The organism is Sphingobacteriaceae bacterium, assembly GCA_002319075.1.
Lineage (GTDB): Bacteria > Bacteroidota > Bacteroidia > B-17B0 > Aurantibacillaceae > Aurantibacillus.
Genome location: NVQB01000001.1, coordinates 768,370 through 783,682 on the forward strand (window position 1 = coordinate 768,370; position 15,313 = coordinate 783,682).

A 15,313-nucleotide genomic window follows, 5' to 3' on the forward strand; every position below is an offset into this window, starting at 1 on the left:
TTTTTTAAATCAAATGGACGCGTTTAAAAACACTTTTCTTTTTTCCTGGAATCCAATAAAATTCAGCTGGCCCGACATTGGTGAGCAGAGTGAATTCTTGCGCAGCGGAGGAAAAGTGGAAGACAGCTGGACTTGCGCCAGTCATAAAAAGATTCAACCCGGAGATCGTGCTTTTGTTAGTGTTGTTGGTGTTGAACCGCGGGGAATTTTTGCATCAGGACATGTTTCATCTTTACCTTTTTTAGGGAAAAACAGGAAAGGAACTATGACACACCGGGTTTTAATTAATTTTGATGTATTACTCGATCCAGCAAAAGAATCAATTCTTACCCTGGACATTCTCGCCTTAGGAAGATTAGAAAAACAAGTATGGACACCACAAGCAAGCGGCATAAGCATTAAAAAAGAATTTGTAGAAGAGCTTGAATTACTTTGGCAGGACTTTCTTTTATCAAAAAAGAAAAAAGCCTAAGCGAATAAAAAATTATTTGCTCAGGCTTTCATAAGAGCTTACGGGCTCAAATATTTTGAATGCTTTATCTAAATTAGACGATTAAAAATACTCTTCCTAGAAAATTAACATTAGACAGACTGTTAAATTTATTTCAGCAGCTCTTTTAACTCTAGATCTTTCACATATTCAAAAAGAATCTGGTTATTTTCCTGTATCTCAACGCCAACAATTTCGTTACTCACGCGATTAAAAAAAACTTCTATGAGGTAGTCATCCATAGCAAACAAGCTGATATCATTATCATAATATACTTTTTGCGAAATAAAATCGCCTTCTACCCAGAGCTGTTCCATCTTATCAGGGATAGTTAATTTTACAAATTCTTCTCGGGTCATATTTGCTAAAATAAAGCTAAGATACTACACAAGATAGCTTTGCTTTGCTACAGAATGTAGTATAATTGAATTTGACAGCATTTAAAGGCGATTTGAATTTTTAATTCTTAGTGTATATTTACGAAACAAAGGTTAATTTTAAGAAAGAATGAAAAGCCTATTTTTTCGCGTTTGCTTTTTTGGTTTTATACTGTGCTGCTTACCAGGCCGCGCGCAGCTTAGCTATGACGCAAGTGCGGTGTATGGCTTGAGAAAAATGACTCCCACGTATTCCGGCAGTGCAATAAGAGTGCAACGTACCTGCGACAATGGCACCGGGGATATCGGCTTTAACTCTTGTGGTGATCTTGACACTGTTGCCTTAAAAACTTTTGTACTGGCTTCAAATCCATTAAGCGCAATAACTGTTACAAGTTCTACGGCTTTTAGTTTGCGCCGTCTCCGTTGTTCCTATCCCGGAAATGCTATCCGGGTAAGAAGCAGTGCTACTGGAAGTCCTACCCTTGATATAGCTTTTACACCTAATGGCGATCTGGATACAGCCGCATTAAAAACTTTTGCAGGAACTAATAGCGCTTTTGTAACTATCTGGTACGACCAAAGTGGAAATGCCAGAGATGCCAGCCAGGGCACAACTGCTAATCAACCCAGGATCGTAAATGCAGGTGTTGTTGAACGACAAGGAGGAAGGCCTGCGGTTTATTTTACCGGCATGGGTTGCACGTTAAGTACAGCTGCGTTTACAACCTTTTCTGCAGCCGCTTGCTTCAATGGTGTGGCGCGGGTTAACACAAATGTTACCTACAATACCATTCATAATAAAACCAATACAAATTATCCTTCACCTTTAGATTTGTACAATGCACAAGTGGTTATTGGCGACGGGTCGAACGCTGGTTATAGTTTTGCCGGCTACGGTCAGACTTTTAATGCCTCTCTTCCACTTTCTATCTGGACATACCAGGCAGCATCGGGAGGTTCTTACACATTTTATTATAACGGTTCGCAAACAGCAACAGGAAGTGTCGGGCAGTATGGTGATAACGGAAATCCTTTTGTATTGGGCGGTCGCGCAGATGGACTAACGGGCCTGAATGGCTGGATCTCAGAAAGTATAACGTTTAATTCTCTTCCAACTACAACTGATCGCCAGTTTTTAGAGTGGTCGCAAAGTCAATATTATTTAACGGGAGGGCCCGCCCTTTCGGCCCTACCCGCTTCTCCTGCCAGTGCATCCGTGGCTATCTGGTATGATCAATCAGGAACAGGTAAACATGCCGCGCAGGCAACAGCTACCAATCAGCCAAGAATTGTAAATGCGGGGAGCATCGTTAAAAACAACCTTAACCCTGCTATTAATTTTGCCGGATTTCCTCAGAATTTAGTGGCAGCACTTTCTACCAGTGCTTACCCAGTTTCCATCTCGTTGCTTGCAAGTACGTCCGGTTCGTCGTCTAATGGTGCGTTTGTAAAACTCGGAACCGATGTCAGCACCGGCGGACAGGCTGGTATAGGAATTGGTATCGGGAACTCCGGAGGAGACTATGATAATTCGGGAACATCTGTGATAGCTGTAAAAGAATGGGTATCGTGGTCACCTTCTAATCCGAATGTCAACTACCCGTCTACGCCATTCAGTTCCGTTCTTATTCAGCAAAGTGGCGGAGGAGGAACTACTACTTATTTAAATGGCACGAATATTCCTTTAAGTAATTCTTCTAATGCTGTAGGATCAGCCATCGCCGGTAGTTTATTAATTGGTGGATATGTAAACGGCGTTAATCGCTACGCCATTGTTAAAGAGTCGGAAGTTATTGTTTTTCCAACTGCACTTTCCTCTACTCGCAGACTTCTATTGGAAGCAAATCAATCTGCACAAAATGGAATTAGTATTGCTATCAATAAATATACGCCACCAAGTTCTACTTCCTATCAACGTTTTGTGAATGGTATTGGACGCGAAAGTTCTACCGATAGCGTAGCAGGAACAAGAAGTACCATGGGCATGGGAATTCGCACTGGCACTACCTCAACAGATTTTTTAAAAGATAATGGAGACTACATAACCTTTGGCATGAATTGCCCTGTAACAACAACCGTATCTACTTCCAATTTGCCTGCAGGTATAACCCAGCGTTGGTTTAACGACTGGTATGTAAACAAAACGGATGTTAGCAGTAATAATGGCACCTTAACTGTCTTTTTTGATTTTAGCGATTATAGGTTAAGTTTACTACCTGGGGTTGCGGCTAACTATGAATTATTATCGCGCAGCTCTCCCTCCGGAAATTTTTCTATCGTTTCAGGCACAACAAAATCAGTGCTTGGCGATCGTGTTGAATTTTCTTTAGACGCATCCAACATCACTACTAATTTTTATTATACCATAGGAACAAGAAGTATTAATGCGAGTCCCCTTCCAGTTGAATTACTTTCTTTTGAGCTGGGCTGTGAAAATTACAAAGTGAATTGCAAATGGTCTGTTGCTTCTGAAAAAAACAACGACTATTTTTTAGTAGAAAGAGCTGTTGACGGAATTAATTTTGAATCTGTGGGCTATGTAAAAGGAGCCGGCACAAGCAATCTTAGAAAGAATTATTTTTATGCCGATGAGCGTCCCTTAAACGGATTAGCCTATTACCGTTTGAAACAAAAAGACTTTAATGGCGCTGAATATATCTATCCCCTAAGGCAGGTTACGTGCGAAGGTTCGGGTCTTGGCATCCTTATCTATCCCAATCCCAATTCAGGTACTTTTATTGTAGAAGGCGCCAAACTTTTTTCAGATATTGAAGTCATTGATTTAACCGGGAGGGTTATTTATACACAAAAAAATCTTCTGACTAAACAGGAAATTAAAATTGCGAATTTAAAGCAGGGAGTTTATTATGTAAGAATTAGCAATTCATCACAAAGCAATGTTCTAAAAATGGTAGTGACCTATTGATAATTTTTTATCTTCGTAAAGAGCAAAAGAGAAATTATGATAGAAACTTTTGAACTTAAATTGCCTTCAGGCGAAACTGCAAAATTTTCGATCTGGAAATCGGCTTTCAAAAAAGAAACTGCTTATTTTGCCAAGATTATCGATGTCAAAAAAGTTTCTGCAAAAAATACTTACGGTGTTATTGTAAAAGCCGGACAAAAAACAGTTTATTACGCAGATCACATGAAACTTAAATCAGACCTCATAGCCTTTTATGGAGTGTAAATCAAGTAGGCATATTTCACCGGAATCTTTATTCAAAAAAAAAATCACTCTGCTTCTTTGTCTTTTGTTTTTAGGATCTAATGGATTTTCGCAAACCTCCTGCGTTACAAAAAATGTTGCTTTTTCTTCAGGCGAAGAACTCAATTATCAGATAGTTTATAACTGGGGAATGATCTGGGTAGAATCTGCCTATGCTTCTTTTAAAGTGAACAGTTCGAAATTAAACGGAAGAAATTGTTATCGCTTTACAGGAACAGGAAGTACCTATACTAAATACGATTGGTTTTATAAAGTACGTGACGTTTTTGAAACTTATGTAGACTCCGAATCTTTCCGTCCTTTAAAATTCAAAGCAGATATACTTGAGGGCTCTAAAAAAGACAAGCATACCTACATCTTTAATAATGCTCAAAAAAGAGCTTACACACTCATTAATCGTGGAGAAAAGCCGATCAAAATAGATACCTTAAAAATTAATAGCTGTACTATAGATGTACTTACTGCCATTTATTATGCCCGTAATATTGATTATTCTAATTGCAAGTATAACGACACTGTTAGTATTTCTTTGTTACTCGATGGAAAAGTGTATCCCATTTATGTACGCTATTTGGGAAAAGAAGTTTTTACCTCTAAGGAACTTGGGAAATATAATTGTATAAAGTTTAGTCCGCTTTTAGTAGAAGGCTCCATCTTTAAAAAAGGAGAAGGCATGACGGTTTGGGTAAGTAATGATAAAAATAAAATTCCTATTTATATCGAAACACCTATTGTTGTAGGCACAGTGAAAGTAAAACTCGTAAGTGTTAAAGGCTTAAGAAATGAGGAGGAAGGAAAGATCTCAGGACCTGAATTAACGAAGTCTAAAAAGTAACAGGCATTCTAAACCAAATCCGAAGTTTTTTTGTTTGTAGTAAAATCCTTCTTTAATCATTGATGCTGGCGAATAAAACATATTCGGACACACTTGAAACTGAATATTTTTAGTGACCTCTTCAATAAGTCCTGCTTTTAAATTTACATTAGCAATCCACTTTCTGGATTGCTCATACATGTATGAATTGCGGGCATCAAACTGCGCTGAATAGGCAAGGTCTGCAGAATAGAGTTTTGATTTCAGTCTTAATTTTTGAGCATGCAAGCCAATAGCAAATTTTACTTTCAAGAAACGATTAAACGTATAAAGTCGTGCAACTTCCGTTGAAAAGTCATAGTATTTATAAGTGCTTTTATAGATAGCGTTTGGATCGGGAGCATTATTTGTATTGAAATTCTGCGGAGTTAATGGAATTGACGTGCTTTGATTATAATTTGTGAAAGGCAATACCACCGCTTTGCTTTTTTGCGTGTATTTCTGAAAACCAAATCCAGCAAGCACTTCCCATTTGTTCTTAATTAAAAAGCCACCTTTAAGACCGAAACCATAATTAAACATAAGACTGTTTTCACTTTTTACAGCCTTATAATACGCATCGTAAACAGCCTGATCGTTGCCTTTTTCTTTTTTAAGAAAGTAGGCGCCCATTTGGGGATTGATAGCTGCGCCAACAAAAAAATTCACCTTTTTTTCTTTTTTTATAGAGTCATTTAAATTTTTTGTCAGCGGTAATTCTCTTGCGGAATCTGCACGGATGCTTTGCGAAGCTCTCTCATATTTTAGCGGCATAGTCAACAACTCGAGTTTATCAAAGTTATATTCCAGACTTTGCAGCGGTTCTTCCTGAACCATGTCGGGATTAATTTCTTTTGTAGCGGTACTATAAGATCTTGTTTCAGCTTCACTCTCTCTTACTACGTTTTTTGATCCTGACTGTTGCGCATCTGTATTTCTTTTTCTATGAACGCCTTGCATTTGACCGGCTAAAGACCTCTGCGATGAAATTTCCTGCGACGGTTTCCTCAGGATTGCTGAGCGCTTCACTGCTCTTGTTTCAGTTTTGGATTTTTCAGGTGAAAGCTTTTTGTCGGATCTTGATTTGCTTGCCAGAGGTCCGGGATGAGTATTATCAACCTTCCCCGGAAGTTCATTTGTTGTTTGAATTTCAGCTTTAGATCTTTCAGTTTTAGAAGAAGGAAGTGTACTTGAAATTTCCTCCCTCTGCGTGTGTTTTGTAACCGTGTTACTAAAAGGCATTTGTAGAGTCTTTTCATTTTTAAAAAACAAATAACCCGCAGTACCCAGCAAAAGAACAATTCCAGGGATAACGAAAACAAAAAATGCTCTTCTTTTTTTCTTCATCATTTTTTCCTGGATCACTTCAAAAGAAGTCATCCTTGGCTCAAGCCTGAAATCTTCAAGCCTGCTTTTTAAATGTTCGTTTATGTTGTCCTGATCTTCCATGAGTTCAGCTTAAGCGTTTTTTTTACTTACGGCCAGTGTTTTTTCTTTCAGCAGTTTCATTAATGCCTGTCGCGCCCTTGCCAATTGTGAGCGACTCGTACTTTCTGTTATATTTAATTTTTCTGCAATCTCGCGGTGTGAAAAATCTTCCACCAAAGCAAGATTGATAATTGTTCTGTAACCTTCAGAAAGAACACTCATACAGGAAAGAATCTCCTCCAGACTCATGTGTTCTTTTTCTTCACTTTCAAATTCTATAGTCTCTACTATTTCGAGGTTGCGCTCAAAATAAATACGGTTTTTTTTTCGTAATGCTGTAAGAGCAGTATTAACAGCAATGCGTTTGGCCCAGCCTTCAAAACTGCCCTCATTTTTAAGCGACTTCAGATTGGTAAAAATCTTTACAAAAGAATCCTGCATAACGTCCTCAGCCTCATCCCGATCCTGCAAATAACGCACGCAAATGCCAAGCAGAGTCGGCGCTAACCAACTATACATCTGAAACTGGGCTTGTTTATCGCCCTTTTTACAGTTTGCTATTATCTTATCTGAATCAATCAATTACCTATTACCGACTAAAATTCGTGATTCTAAATTAGTCTAAAATTAACCGGGATATTTTTCTTTCTCAATACACTTCTAAGACGCCGTTATCTTAAAAACGCTGCACGCAAATAAAAAAACCTCCAGGAGGAGGTTTTGTATTTAACATTCTTAAAATTTCATTTCATGATTATGATCTTCTGACTGATCATTTGGTTGTCTTTGTTGCCCATGATAAAATAGATACCATTGGCAATATCAGTAAGGTGGGTTTTATGTTCGTTGGAATCTGAAAGCTTAATAAAATTAACTACTTGCCCAAGTTCATTTACCAGCCTCAAATCCAGGTCTGCCTGCGATTGAACAGTAAACTCTCCATTGTTGGGGTTTGGATAAATGGTCAGTACTCCAGTATCTCTGTTCAGTTGCCCGATACCCGCACAAACCGAAATTTTTAAAAGAACTGTGCCTGTGTTAACACATCCGTTACTATCGGTTCCTGTAACAGTGTAAATTGTTTGTGCCATTGGCGATACCTGCAAGGTTGCTCCGGAAGCGGTGTTGCTCCATGTATAAGTTTGCGCGCCCGAACCTGTAAGAATGGCTTTTTCTCCCTTACAAAGTATGCTTTTATTGGAGTGAACTGTCACTGTAGGATTTGAATAAATTCCAACACTGGCGGTGGCAGTTGACGCACAATGTAATCCATTGCTATTGCTGGTTGCACTTAATGTATACACTAACGCCGTTACAGGACTAACAGTGGCAGAGTTTAAATTGCTTCCGTTGCTCCAGGTATAAGTTAAAGCTCCTGACGAAGTTAATAGTGCTGTGCCACCCGTGCAGATGGATGAAGTTGCCGAGATGCTTAAAACAGGCGTAAAAATAGTGACTACTACCGTGTTTGTTTTTTTACAGCCGGTTATAGTATTTTGCCCTGTTACGCTGTAAATAGAAGTTGCCAGAGGGTTGACGATGGTTGTTGCAGAAGTTTGCCCACCTGACCAGGTATAAGAATTGGCACTGCCGCTTGCGGTAAGTGTTGCCGAACCACCAACACAAACCAGTGTTTTATTTGTTATTGCTATAACAGTGGGCTGAGCATTTACAAGTATTACCTGACCCATGATACTCGTGCAACCAAGAGAATTAATTCCGGTAACCAGATAATTTGTTGCTGTTGTTGGCGAAACCACAGCTGTAGAATTGAGCGAAACAGCCGGATTCCAGCTGTAACTCAGAGCGCCACTAACCGTCAGAACAGACGTATCACCTGCACAAATAACCGAATTATTTGCTGCAATAGTAAGAACCGGGTTTGGATTAACGGCAATACCCACAGTGGTACTATTTATACAGGTTCCATCGGAAGCCGAAAGTGTATAGGTGGTACTAACCGAAGGCAAAATAACAGGTGATGCACCATAGGTGGTATATCCCGGAGCGGTCCATGTATAAGTCTGGGCACCCGCGGCAGCCAGTGTGGCAACGTTTTGTGCGCAAACTAAAGTTGGATTTACTAACGCTGCTATGGTTGGAAGCTGGTTGACGGCTACCGTTAGTGTGCGTGTTCTTGAGCAGTGGGCGTTAGATTGTACAACGCTATAAGTTGTTGTAGCAGTTGGAGAAACGATAGCAAGACTGCCGGAACTGTTTATGGGTAACCAAGTGTATGTCAAAGCTCCCGATGTAGTTAGACTCGAAGAACCACCTATGCAAATTAAAGCTGGTGAGCTTAGCGGTGCAACACTGGGTGTGGGATAAACCGTTATAGAGCTTGTTGCCATTGCGGTACAACCCATTGCACTTGTTCCAAAAACAGTGTAATTAGCAGAAACAGCAGGTGTAAAAGGTGCTGCATTTAATACCTGTGGAAACCAGGTATAGGTAGAGGCTCCTGCTCCGCTAAGAGACAGCGTATTGCCGGAGCAAACCGATGGCGAACTTGCCGCGGCCGAGACTACAGGAAGGGGATGGATAGAAACAGTAACCGCCGCTGTAGCGCTTCCACAGCCATTAGCGCCCGTAACAGTAAAAGTATCTGAAAGCGTAGGACTAAATGCCGTTGCATTAGCAACTCCGTTGCTCCAGGTATAACTTATTGCTCCCGAAGCATTTAAGGACAAGGTAGTACCTGGACAAATGCCATTGGCCGTATTGCTCGCAACTGCTGTAACCGTGGGTCCAACTGTATTTACAGTAACTGTTACCGCCGAATTGGCTACACAGCCGAAAACATTTGTACCCGAAACCGAATACGCCGCGGTTGTAGAAGGTGTAACGTTTATAGATGCAGAATTAGATCCTGTACTCCAGGTGTATGTTACATTACCACCACCAGTAAGTGCTGCGGAGCCACCTAAACAAACTGACATATTGCCACTTACCGGGATAGAAGAAGGACTTACATAAGTTGTTCGAGTAGACGCACAACCCGGAATTGGCGTGTACCTGTACATCTCTGCCACTGCGGTCCACGTACTGGTAGAATTCCTTCCTGAAACAGCCCCTCCATGCGTTCCTGTAACATCTTTAATACCCATGGTGTGATTGTAGTTATTGGGTACCATGCTTGCGGTGTGCACTTCAATAACGTTTGACGTTTCATACAGGTGAATCTGAGCTGTAAGATTCCCACCGCCTGAACCAAAGTGAGGAATATTAACGTAAGACACAATTAATTTTCTGTTTGGAGAAGTTCCTACCGTTGTGTAGCTTATCGTTCCACCTGCTCCTGGATTCCAGTCAGTCCATGTGGCGGTAATAATATTTAGAGGTGTTAAGGTGCTTGGCAATGTGCCTCCGGAACAACAACCGTTACTTTGAGAGGCAGAAAAACTTATAAAGCCATTTGAAGAAATATAAAAGCTCGTGTAGGTAGCGCAAAAAAACTTAAAGTTAAAACCAATCGCTGCTGCCGTAGAGGTCATTTGATCATCGCTTAAAGAAACTGTAGTGCCCTCTGCAGATAAAGAACCTGATGAACTTGCCGTTCCTGATGAAGCTGTATAGGGCGCATAAGTTCCTGAAGTAATAGTGTAAGAAGAAGGACATAAAACATACGAAATAGTATGTGTTCCCGCTCCGGCCACTGAAGGATTAAACACCGAGCCAGTTACGCCTGGCCCGGAATATACACCACCTGCCAGGGTGGAAGTTAATTGACTTGTAGGGGAGTAAACACAATAGTTTGAAGCTAGTCCGTTAAAACTACATTGTGCATATACAGATAGTGGTTGTATGAAGCCCAAAACCAGGAGTAAAAAGGAGAAGGCAATTCTAAACTCAGCGAAAACCATGATCAGAAATTTTAAGGTTAGTGTGCAGTTAAATCAAATGTAACATACAAATAGGGCGATTGAGATAAACCATCTGCCAAATGAGGTAGAATATAAAATTTTAGAGATGAAGTTCATAATTCTAAAATGCGTGCAATGCCAAAAAACAGGATTGAAATAAGTTATAATTAATTAAAAGGGAATATTTTGCTCTCAGGTCATACTAAATTCCCAAAAAGACAATCAAGCAAAAAGCAGATTTAATAAGAATTCTCTGCGCTTAAAACTTAGGATTTCTAAAAAAGTAAAAACCTATCTAATTGCCATTGACGTTCATAAGAAACTGACAACGATTGCGTGAATAATCAGCTTATTAGAAATGAGCATTTGTTAAACTCTATCTCCTAAAAAATTATTAATTTCATTGCCTAAATCAAAATCGTATGTCATTTATAAATAATATCACTGCCCGCCAGATATTGGATTCTCGCGGAAATCCGACAATTGAAGTAGATGTAGTAACAGATAGCGGGGTTTTAGGACGCGCAGCCGTTCCCTCGGGAGCTTCTACGGGAACCCATGAAGCAGTAGAATTACGTGACAACGATAAATCTCATTATATGGGCAAAAGTGTTTACACGGCAGTAAACAATGTAAACAGTGTTATTCGCGAGGCGTTAAAAGGCTCTTACATTTTTGACCAAGGGGATATTGACGCTAAAATGATTGAGCTGGATGGAAGTCCAAATAAAGCAAACTTAGGTGCTAATGCTATTTTAGGAGTTTCACTCGCTGTTGCAAGAGCAGCTGCCGAGCAATCAGGAATGCCTTTATACCGGTATGTGGGGGGTGTTAATTCCAATACACTTCCAATACCAATGATGAATATTTTGAATGGTGGCGCACATGCCGATAATGGCATAGACTTCCAGGAATTTATGGTAATGCCTGTAGGTGCAGAATCTTTCAGTGAAGCCTTACGTATGGGAACGGAGATTTTTCATAACCTGAAATCCGTTCTGAAATCACAAAAATTAAGTACTAATGTAGGTGACGAAGGAGGCTTTGCTCCTAACCTTAAAAACAACGAGGATGCTATTAAGTTAGTGATCCAGGCGATTGAAACGGCAGGTTACAAACCAGGACATGACGTTTATATTGCTATGGATGCTGCTGCTTCTGAATTTTATGATGCAAAAGAAAAAGTATATCACTTTAAAAAATCCACCGGCGATAAATTAACTTCCGACGAAATGGTGAGCTTCTGGGCCGACTGGTCTAAAAAATATCCTATCATTTCTATAGAAGATGGTTTTGGGGAAGATGATTGGGATGGCTGGAAAAAACTGACTACCAAAATTGGAAATAAAGTTCAGTTAGTGGGCGACGATTTATTCGTAACCAATGTAAGCCGTTTACAGGAAGGAATTACCAAAAGTATAGCTAATTCGATACTTGTAAAAGTAAACCAGATTGGCTCTTTGACAGAAACTATACAGGCTGTTCAATTAGCCCAAACAAACAGTTACACCTCTGTGATGAGCCACCGTAGTGGTGAAACTGAGGATACAACCATTGCAGATTTAGCAGTTGGCTTGCATTGCGGACAAATTAAAACAGGTGCTCCGTCACGCAGCGACAGGGTTGCAAAATACAACCAACTCCTGCGTATTGAAGAGCAATTAGGCAACTCAGCACGTTATTTGGGAAACAGTTTTAAGTTTGCGAAATAACAAAAAAATAATGCGAAATAACTTTGTTTATATACGCTGAGAGTGTAAATTAGTAACCATATAAAGACATTATTCCATGGATCCGTTGAAAGAAAAGTTTAAGACAAAAGCAGACGTTTTGTCTACAGAGATTAAAGACATTATTAAAAATCATGGTGACCTAAAGTTAGGCGAAATCACCGTTGCACAGGTTTACCAGGGTATGCGTGGTATGCCGGGTATGGTTACTGAAACTTCACGTTTAGATCCTGAGGAAGGAATTCGTTTCAGGGGCTATTCTATTCCTGAATTACGTAAACAATTACCAAAAGCTCCGGGTGGAACTGAACCCTTACCAGAAGGCATTTTCTATTTAATGTTAGTGGGAGAACTTCCAACGCAGGATGATGTTACTTTTATCACAAACGAATGGCAAAAACGCAGTAACGTTCCTAAACACGTGTTTGACGTTATCGAAGCCTTACCAGTAGATACGCATCCTATGACCCAGTTTGTTATTGGGATTATGGCCATGCAAAGAGAATCGGTTTTCGCAAAAGCTTATGCAAAAGGCATGAGTAAAAAAGATTACTGGGATTATGCCTACGAAGATAGCATGAACCTGATCGCACGTTTACCGCGTGTTGCAGCGTACATTTACCGTCGTAAGTACAAAAACAATGTACACATTGAACCAGATCATAAATTAGATTGGGCTGCAAATTTCGCCCACATGTTAGGCTACGAAGAATTTGATATGAAACGTTTAATGCGTTTGTATTTAACTATTCACGTAGATCATGAAGGTGGAAACGTTTCAGCGCACACAACTCACTTAGTGGGTTCTGCATTATCTGATCCGTATTTGGCTTTTGCAGCGGGTATGAACGGTTTAGCAGGTCCTTTACATGGATTAGCTAACCAGGAAGTATTAGGCTGGATCATGGAGTTAAAAGAAACTTTAGGTGGTGGTTTACCAACCAAAGATCAGATTGCCGAATACATCAAAAAAACATTAACTGAAGGAAAAGTTGTTCCGGGGTACGGTCATGCTGTGTTACGTAAAACAGATCCTCGTTTTACTGCTCAACAAGATTTCTACAAAACCTATATTAAACACGACGACATTTGTGAGATCGTTCAAATGGTGTACGAAGTAGCACCTCCGATCTTAGAAAGCACAGGGAAAATCAAAAATCCTTGGCCTAACGTGGATGCGCACTCGGGAGCTTTATTGGTTCACTACGGTATGCACGAATATGATTTCTACACAGTATTATTCGGTGTAAGTCGTGCCTTAGGTGTATTGGCAAGTTTAATCTGGGACAGAGCTACGAATTCTCCTATCGAGCGTCCGGGTTCTTTAACCACTGATAACATTAAAGCTAAAATTAAAGCGGCACAGGCTGCTGCAAAAGAATAAGTTTCTATAGAACTAAATCTAGAAACCGGGTTATGAAAATGGCCCGGTTTTTTTTTGCTCACAAGTTGCCGCAGACTATACTGATCGGGGTGCAGACTATTTTACGCTTCTCCTCATAGAGACATTGAGGGCTCTGAAGATTGGGCGCGGTATTAAAATCTGTGTAATTTGTGAAATCTGCTTCAAGATAAGTGTAGAGATGGTAAACCTTTTTCATCTACCTTTGTTTGTAATTAAACTCTAACATCAGTCATGAAAAACAAAGCAATTAAACTCTCAGGCCTACTTGGTTTAGCACTAACATGCATTTTTGCCATAGCTGCAACTACAAAAAAAATTGAAACAAAATCTAACGCAAAAATGAGCATCTACGATTTTAAAATGAAAACGCTCGATGGTCAGGACCTCAGCCTTTCTAAATTTAAAGGTAAAAAAATATTGATCGTAAATACAGCCAGCGAATGTGGTTACACTCCTCAATACAAAAACCTGCAAGCCCTTCACGAGAAGTATGGTAATAAAGTGGTTGTGATTGGTTTTCCAGCAAATAATTTTGGCGGACAGGAACCAGGAAGCAGCACTGAAATCAAAAGTTTCTGCACAAAAAATTATGGCGTTACTTTCCAGATGATGGAAAAAGTAAGCGTGAAGGGCAGCGATATTACTCCCCTGTACAAATGGTTAAGTACCAAAGAAGAAAACGGAACCTGCAGTGATGCTCCTGGTTGGAATTTTTGTAAATACCTGATCGATGAAAAAGGAAATGTTGTGAAATTCTTCAACAGCAAGGTAGATCCAATGAGTAGCGAGATCACTTCCTTATTATAGTTTGATCTCTTTTTAGCGGCGGTGTTTTTTGATATATGTCAAAATCCACCGCCGTTTTATTTTCAGTACTGTTTCTTTATACATTAGCGTATGAAGCAGTTTTTTACGCATTCTAAAAATTAAAGATCCTGATATGAAATTATTTATTTATCCTTCCAGTTTCGAAAATGGTCTTAACATTGCAAACAAAATGGATCTTTTCGGGATAACGATCAGCAATGCTGAAATTGCAAGCGAACAGGTTTATCTGGCGCACCATCACAGGCGTCGCATCACCGTATGGAATGTTCAATCAGAAAAAGAAAACCTTGAGGCGATCAGCAAAAATGCGGATTATATTCAAAGTGATAAACTTATTCCACTGCTGAAATCTTTGGGCAAATACAAAAAACAAGGCCTTAAGAATCTACGTTGGTAAGATTTTTAAACTAAAAGCGATGCAGCCTGGCAAACATAAAGCCCGGCTGTTTCGCTTCTTAGTCGGTTGGTGCCAAGACTGATGGCTTTATAATTATTTTGTTCCGAAAGTCCCACTTCTTCCATGGTAAAATCTCCCTCAGGACCGATCATAATTACTGTGGATTTATTTATGAAATCTACTTGTTTAATTTCATCTTTTGGCGATTCGTAACAATGAGCGATTAGTTTCTGATCGGCCTGTGCATTTTGAATAAACTCTTTAAAAGTGCGAAGTTCATTTACTTTAGGAAGATAGGCCTGCAGACTTTGCTTTATGGCACTTTCAACGATCTTAACAATACGTTCGGTTTTAATTACTGTTCTCTCCGAATTTTTGCAATTTATAAAACTGATTTCATCTACTCCAATCTCCACAGCTTTTTCAACCATCCACTCTATTCTATCCATTTGTTTTGTGGGCGCAATAGCAAGGTGTAAAGAATAATTTTTTTTAGGTTGTGGAATTGGGCCTTTCGTGATATGCACTTTACTTTGTTTTTCAGAAACAAGTTCAAGTGTGCCTTCATAAAAATTCCCATTCCCATCTATCAGGTGAATAGCCTCGCCTGCTTTTTTTCGAAGCACTTTTGCACAATGCCAGCTTTCTTCACTGGTTAAAATTCCTGTAGATCCTTCGATGTTTGCAATGAAAATATTCATGAGACAAAA

The 15,313-nt window shown here is 39.6% G+C and carries 13 protein-coding genes; 8 read left to right on the plus strand and 5 right to left on the minus strand.

The features are described from left to right. The first annotated feature begins 13 nt into the window (after positions 1-13). Entirely contained in the window at positions 14-472 is a 459-nt protein-coding gene (locus CNR22_03395) for a hypothetical protein (protein ID PBQ30857.1), read from the plus strand. A 128-nt stretch (positions 473-600) separates the two neighbouring features. On the opposite strand, the gene CNR22_03400 is transcribed toward CNR22_03395, so the two are convergent. Next, positions 601-849: a hypothetical protein gene (locus tag CNR22_03400; GenBank protein ID PBQ30858.1), complete on the minus strand. Its 249-nt coding sequence runs from the start codon at positions 847-849 to the stop codon at positions 601-603. 148 nt (positions 850-997) lie between these two features. Here CNR22_03400 and CNR22_03405 point away from each other — a divergent pair, with 148 nt between their 5' ends. Genes CNR22_03405 through CNR22_03415 form a run of 3 tightly spaced genes read left to right on the plus strand, consistent with a single transcriptional unit; the run spans position 998 to position 4,934 of the window. Continuing rightward, on the plus strand, positions 998-3,796 hold the full coding sequence (locus tag CNR22_03405) for a hypothetical protein (GenBank protein ID PBQ30859.1): 2,799 nt from the start codon (positions 998-1,000) through the stop codon (positions 3,794-3,796). A 36-nt stretch (positions 3,797-3,832) separates the two neighbouring features. Continuing rightward, on the plus strand, positions 3,833-4,060 hold the full coding sequence (locus CNR22_03410) for a hypothetical protein (GenBank protein ID PBQ30860.1): 228 nt from the start codon (positions 3,833-3,835) through the stop codon (positions 4,058-4,060). Continuing rightward, the gene (locus CNR22_03415) at positions 4,050-4,934 is read left to right on the plus strand and encodes a hypothetical protein (GenBank protein ID PBQ30861.1); all 885 of its coding nucleotides are present in this window, start codon (positions 4,050-4,052) and stop codon (positions 4,932-4,934) included. Before CNR22_03410 ends, CNR22_03415 begins: the two co-directional genes overlap by 11 nt. On the opposite strand, the gene CNR22_03420 is transcribed toward CNR22_03415, so the two are convergent. The 3 genes from CNR22_03420 to CNR22_03430 all read right to left on the minus strand — a co-directional run bounded on the left by CNR22_03420 (position 4,914) and on the right by CNR22_03430 (position 10,243). After that, on the minus strand, positions 4,914-6,401 hold the full coding sequence (locus CNR22_03420) for a hypothetical protein (protein ID PBQ30862.1): 1,488 nt from the start codon (positions 6,399-6,401) through the stop codon (positions 4,914-4,916). The genes CNR22_03415 and CNR22_03420 overlap by 21 nt on opposite strands. A 9-nt stretch (positions 6,402-6,410) precedes the next feature. Continuing rightward, entirely contained in the window at positions 6,411-6,962 is a 552-nt protein-coding gene (locus CNR22_03425; protein ID PBQ30863.1) for a hypothetical protein, read from the minus strand. A 161-nt stretch (positions 6,963-7,123) separates the two neighbouring features. After that, positions 7,124-10,243: a hypothetical protein gene (locus CNR22_03430; GenBank protein ID PBQ30864.1), complete on the minus strand. Its 3,120-nt coding sequence runs from the start codon at positions 10,241-10,243 to the stop codon at positions 7,124-7,126. 422 nt (positions 10,244-10,665) lie between these two features. Here CNR22_03430 and CNR22_03435 point away from each other — a divergent pair, with 422 nt between their 5' ends. The 4 genes from CNR22_03435 (at position 10,666) to CNR22_03450 (ending at position 14,603) form a co-directional block, all read left to right on the plus strand. Further along, a complete protein-coding gene (locus tag CNR22_03435) occupies positions 10,666-11,955 on the plus strand; it encodes a phosphopyruvate hydratase (protein PBQ30865.1) in 1,290 nt (429 codons plus the stop codon). Positions 11,956-12,031: 76 nt separating this feature from the next. Beyond that, entirely contained in the window at positions 12,032-13,357 is a 1,326-nt protein-coding gene (locus tag CNR22_03440; protein ID PBQ30866.1) for a citrate (Si)-synthase, eukaryotic, read from the plus strand. Between the two features lie 252 nt (positions 13,358-13,609). Next, on the plus strand, positions 13,610-14,185 hold the full coding sequence (locus CNR22_03445; protein ID PBQ30867.1) for a glutathione peroxidase: 576 nt from the start codon (positions 13,610-13,612) through the stop codon (positions 14,183-14,185). 133 nt (positions 14,186-14,318) lie between these two features. Continuing rightward, positions 14,319-14,603 (plus strand): hypothetical protein, encoded by a 285-nt coding sequence (locus tag CNR22_03450; GenBank protein PBQ30868.1) that lies wholly within the window; start codon positions 14,319-14,321, stop codon positions 14,601-14,603. A 5-nt stretch (positions 14,604-14,608) separates the two neighbouring features. Here the strand turns inward: CNR22_03450 and CNR22_03455 are convergent, their stop codons facing one another. Continuing rightward, positions 14,609-15,304 carry a 16S rRNA (uracil(1498)-N(3))-methyltransferase gene (locus CNR22_03455; GenBank protein ID PBQ30869.1) on the minus strand — a complete coding sequence of 232 codons (696 nt, stop codon included), beginning with the start codon at positions 15,302-15,304 and terminating at the stop codon, positions 14,609-14,611. Positions 15,305-15,313 lie beyond the last annotated feature (9 nt).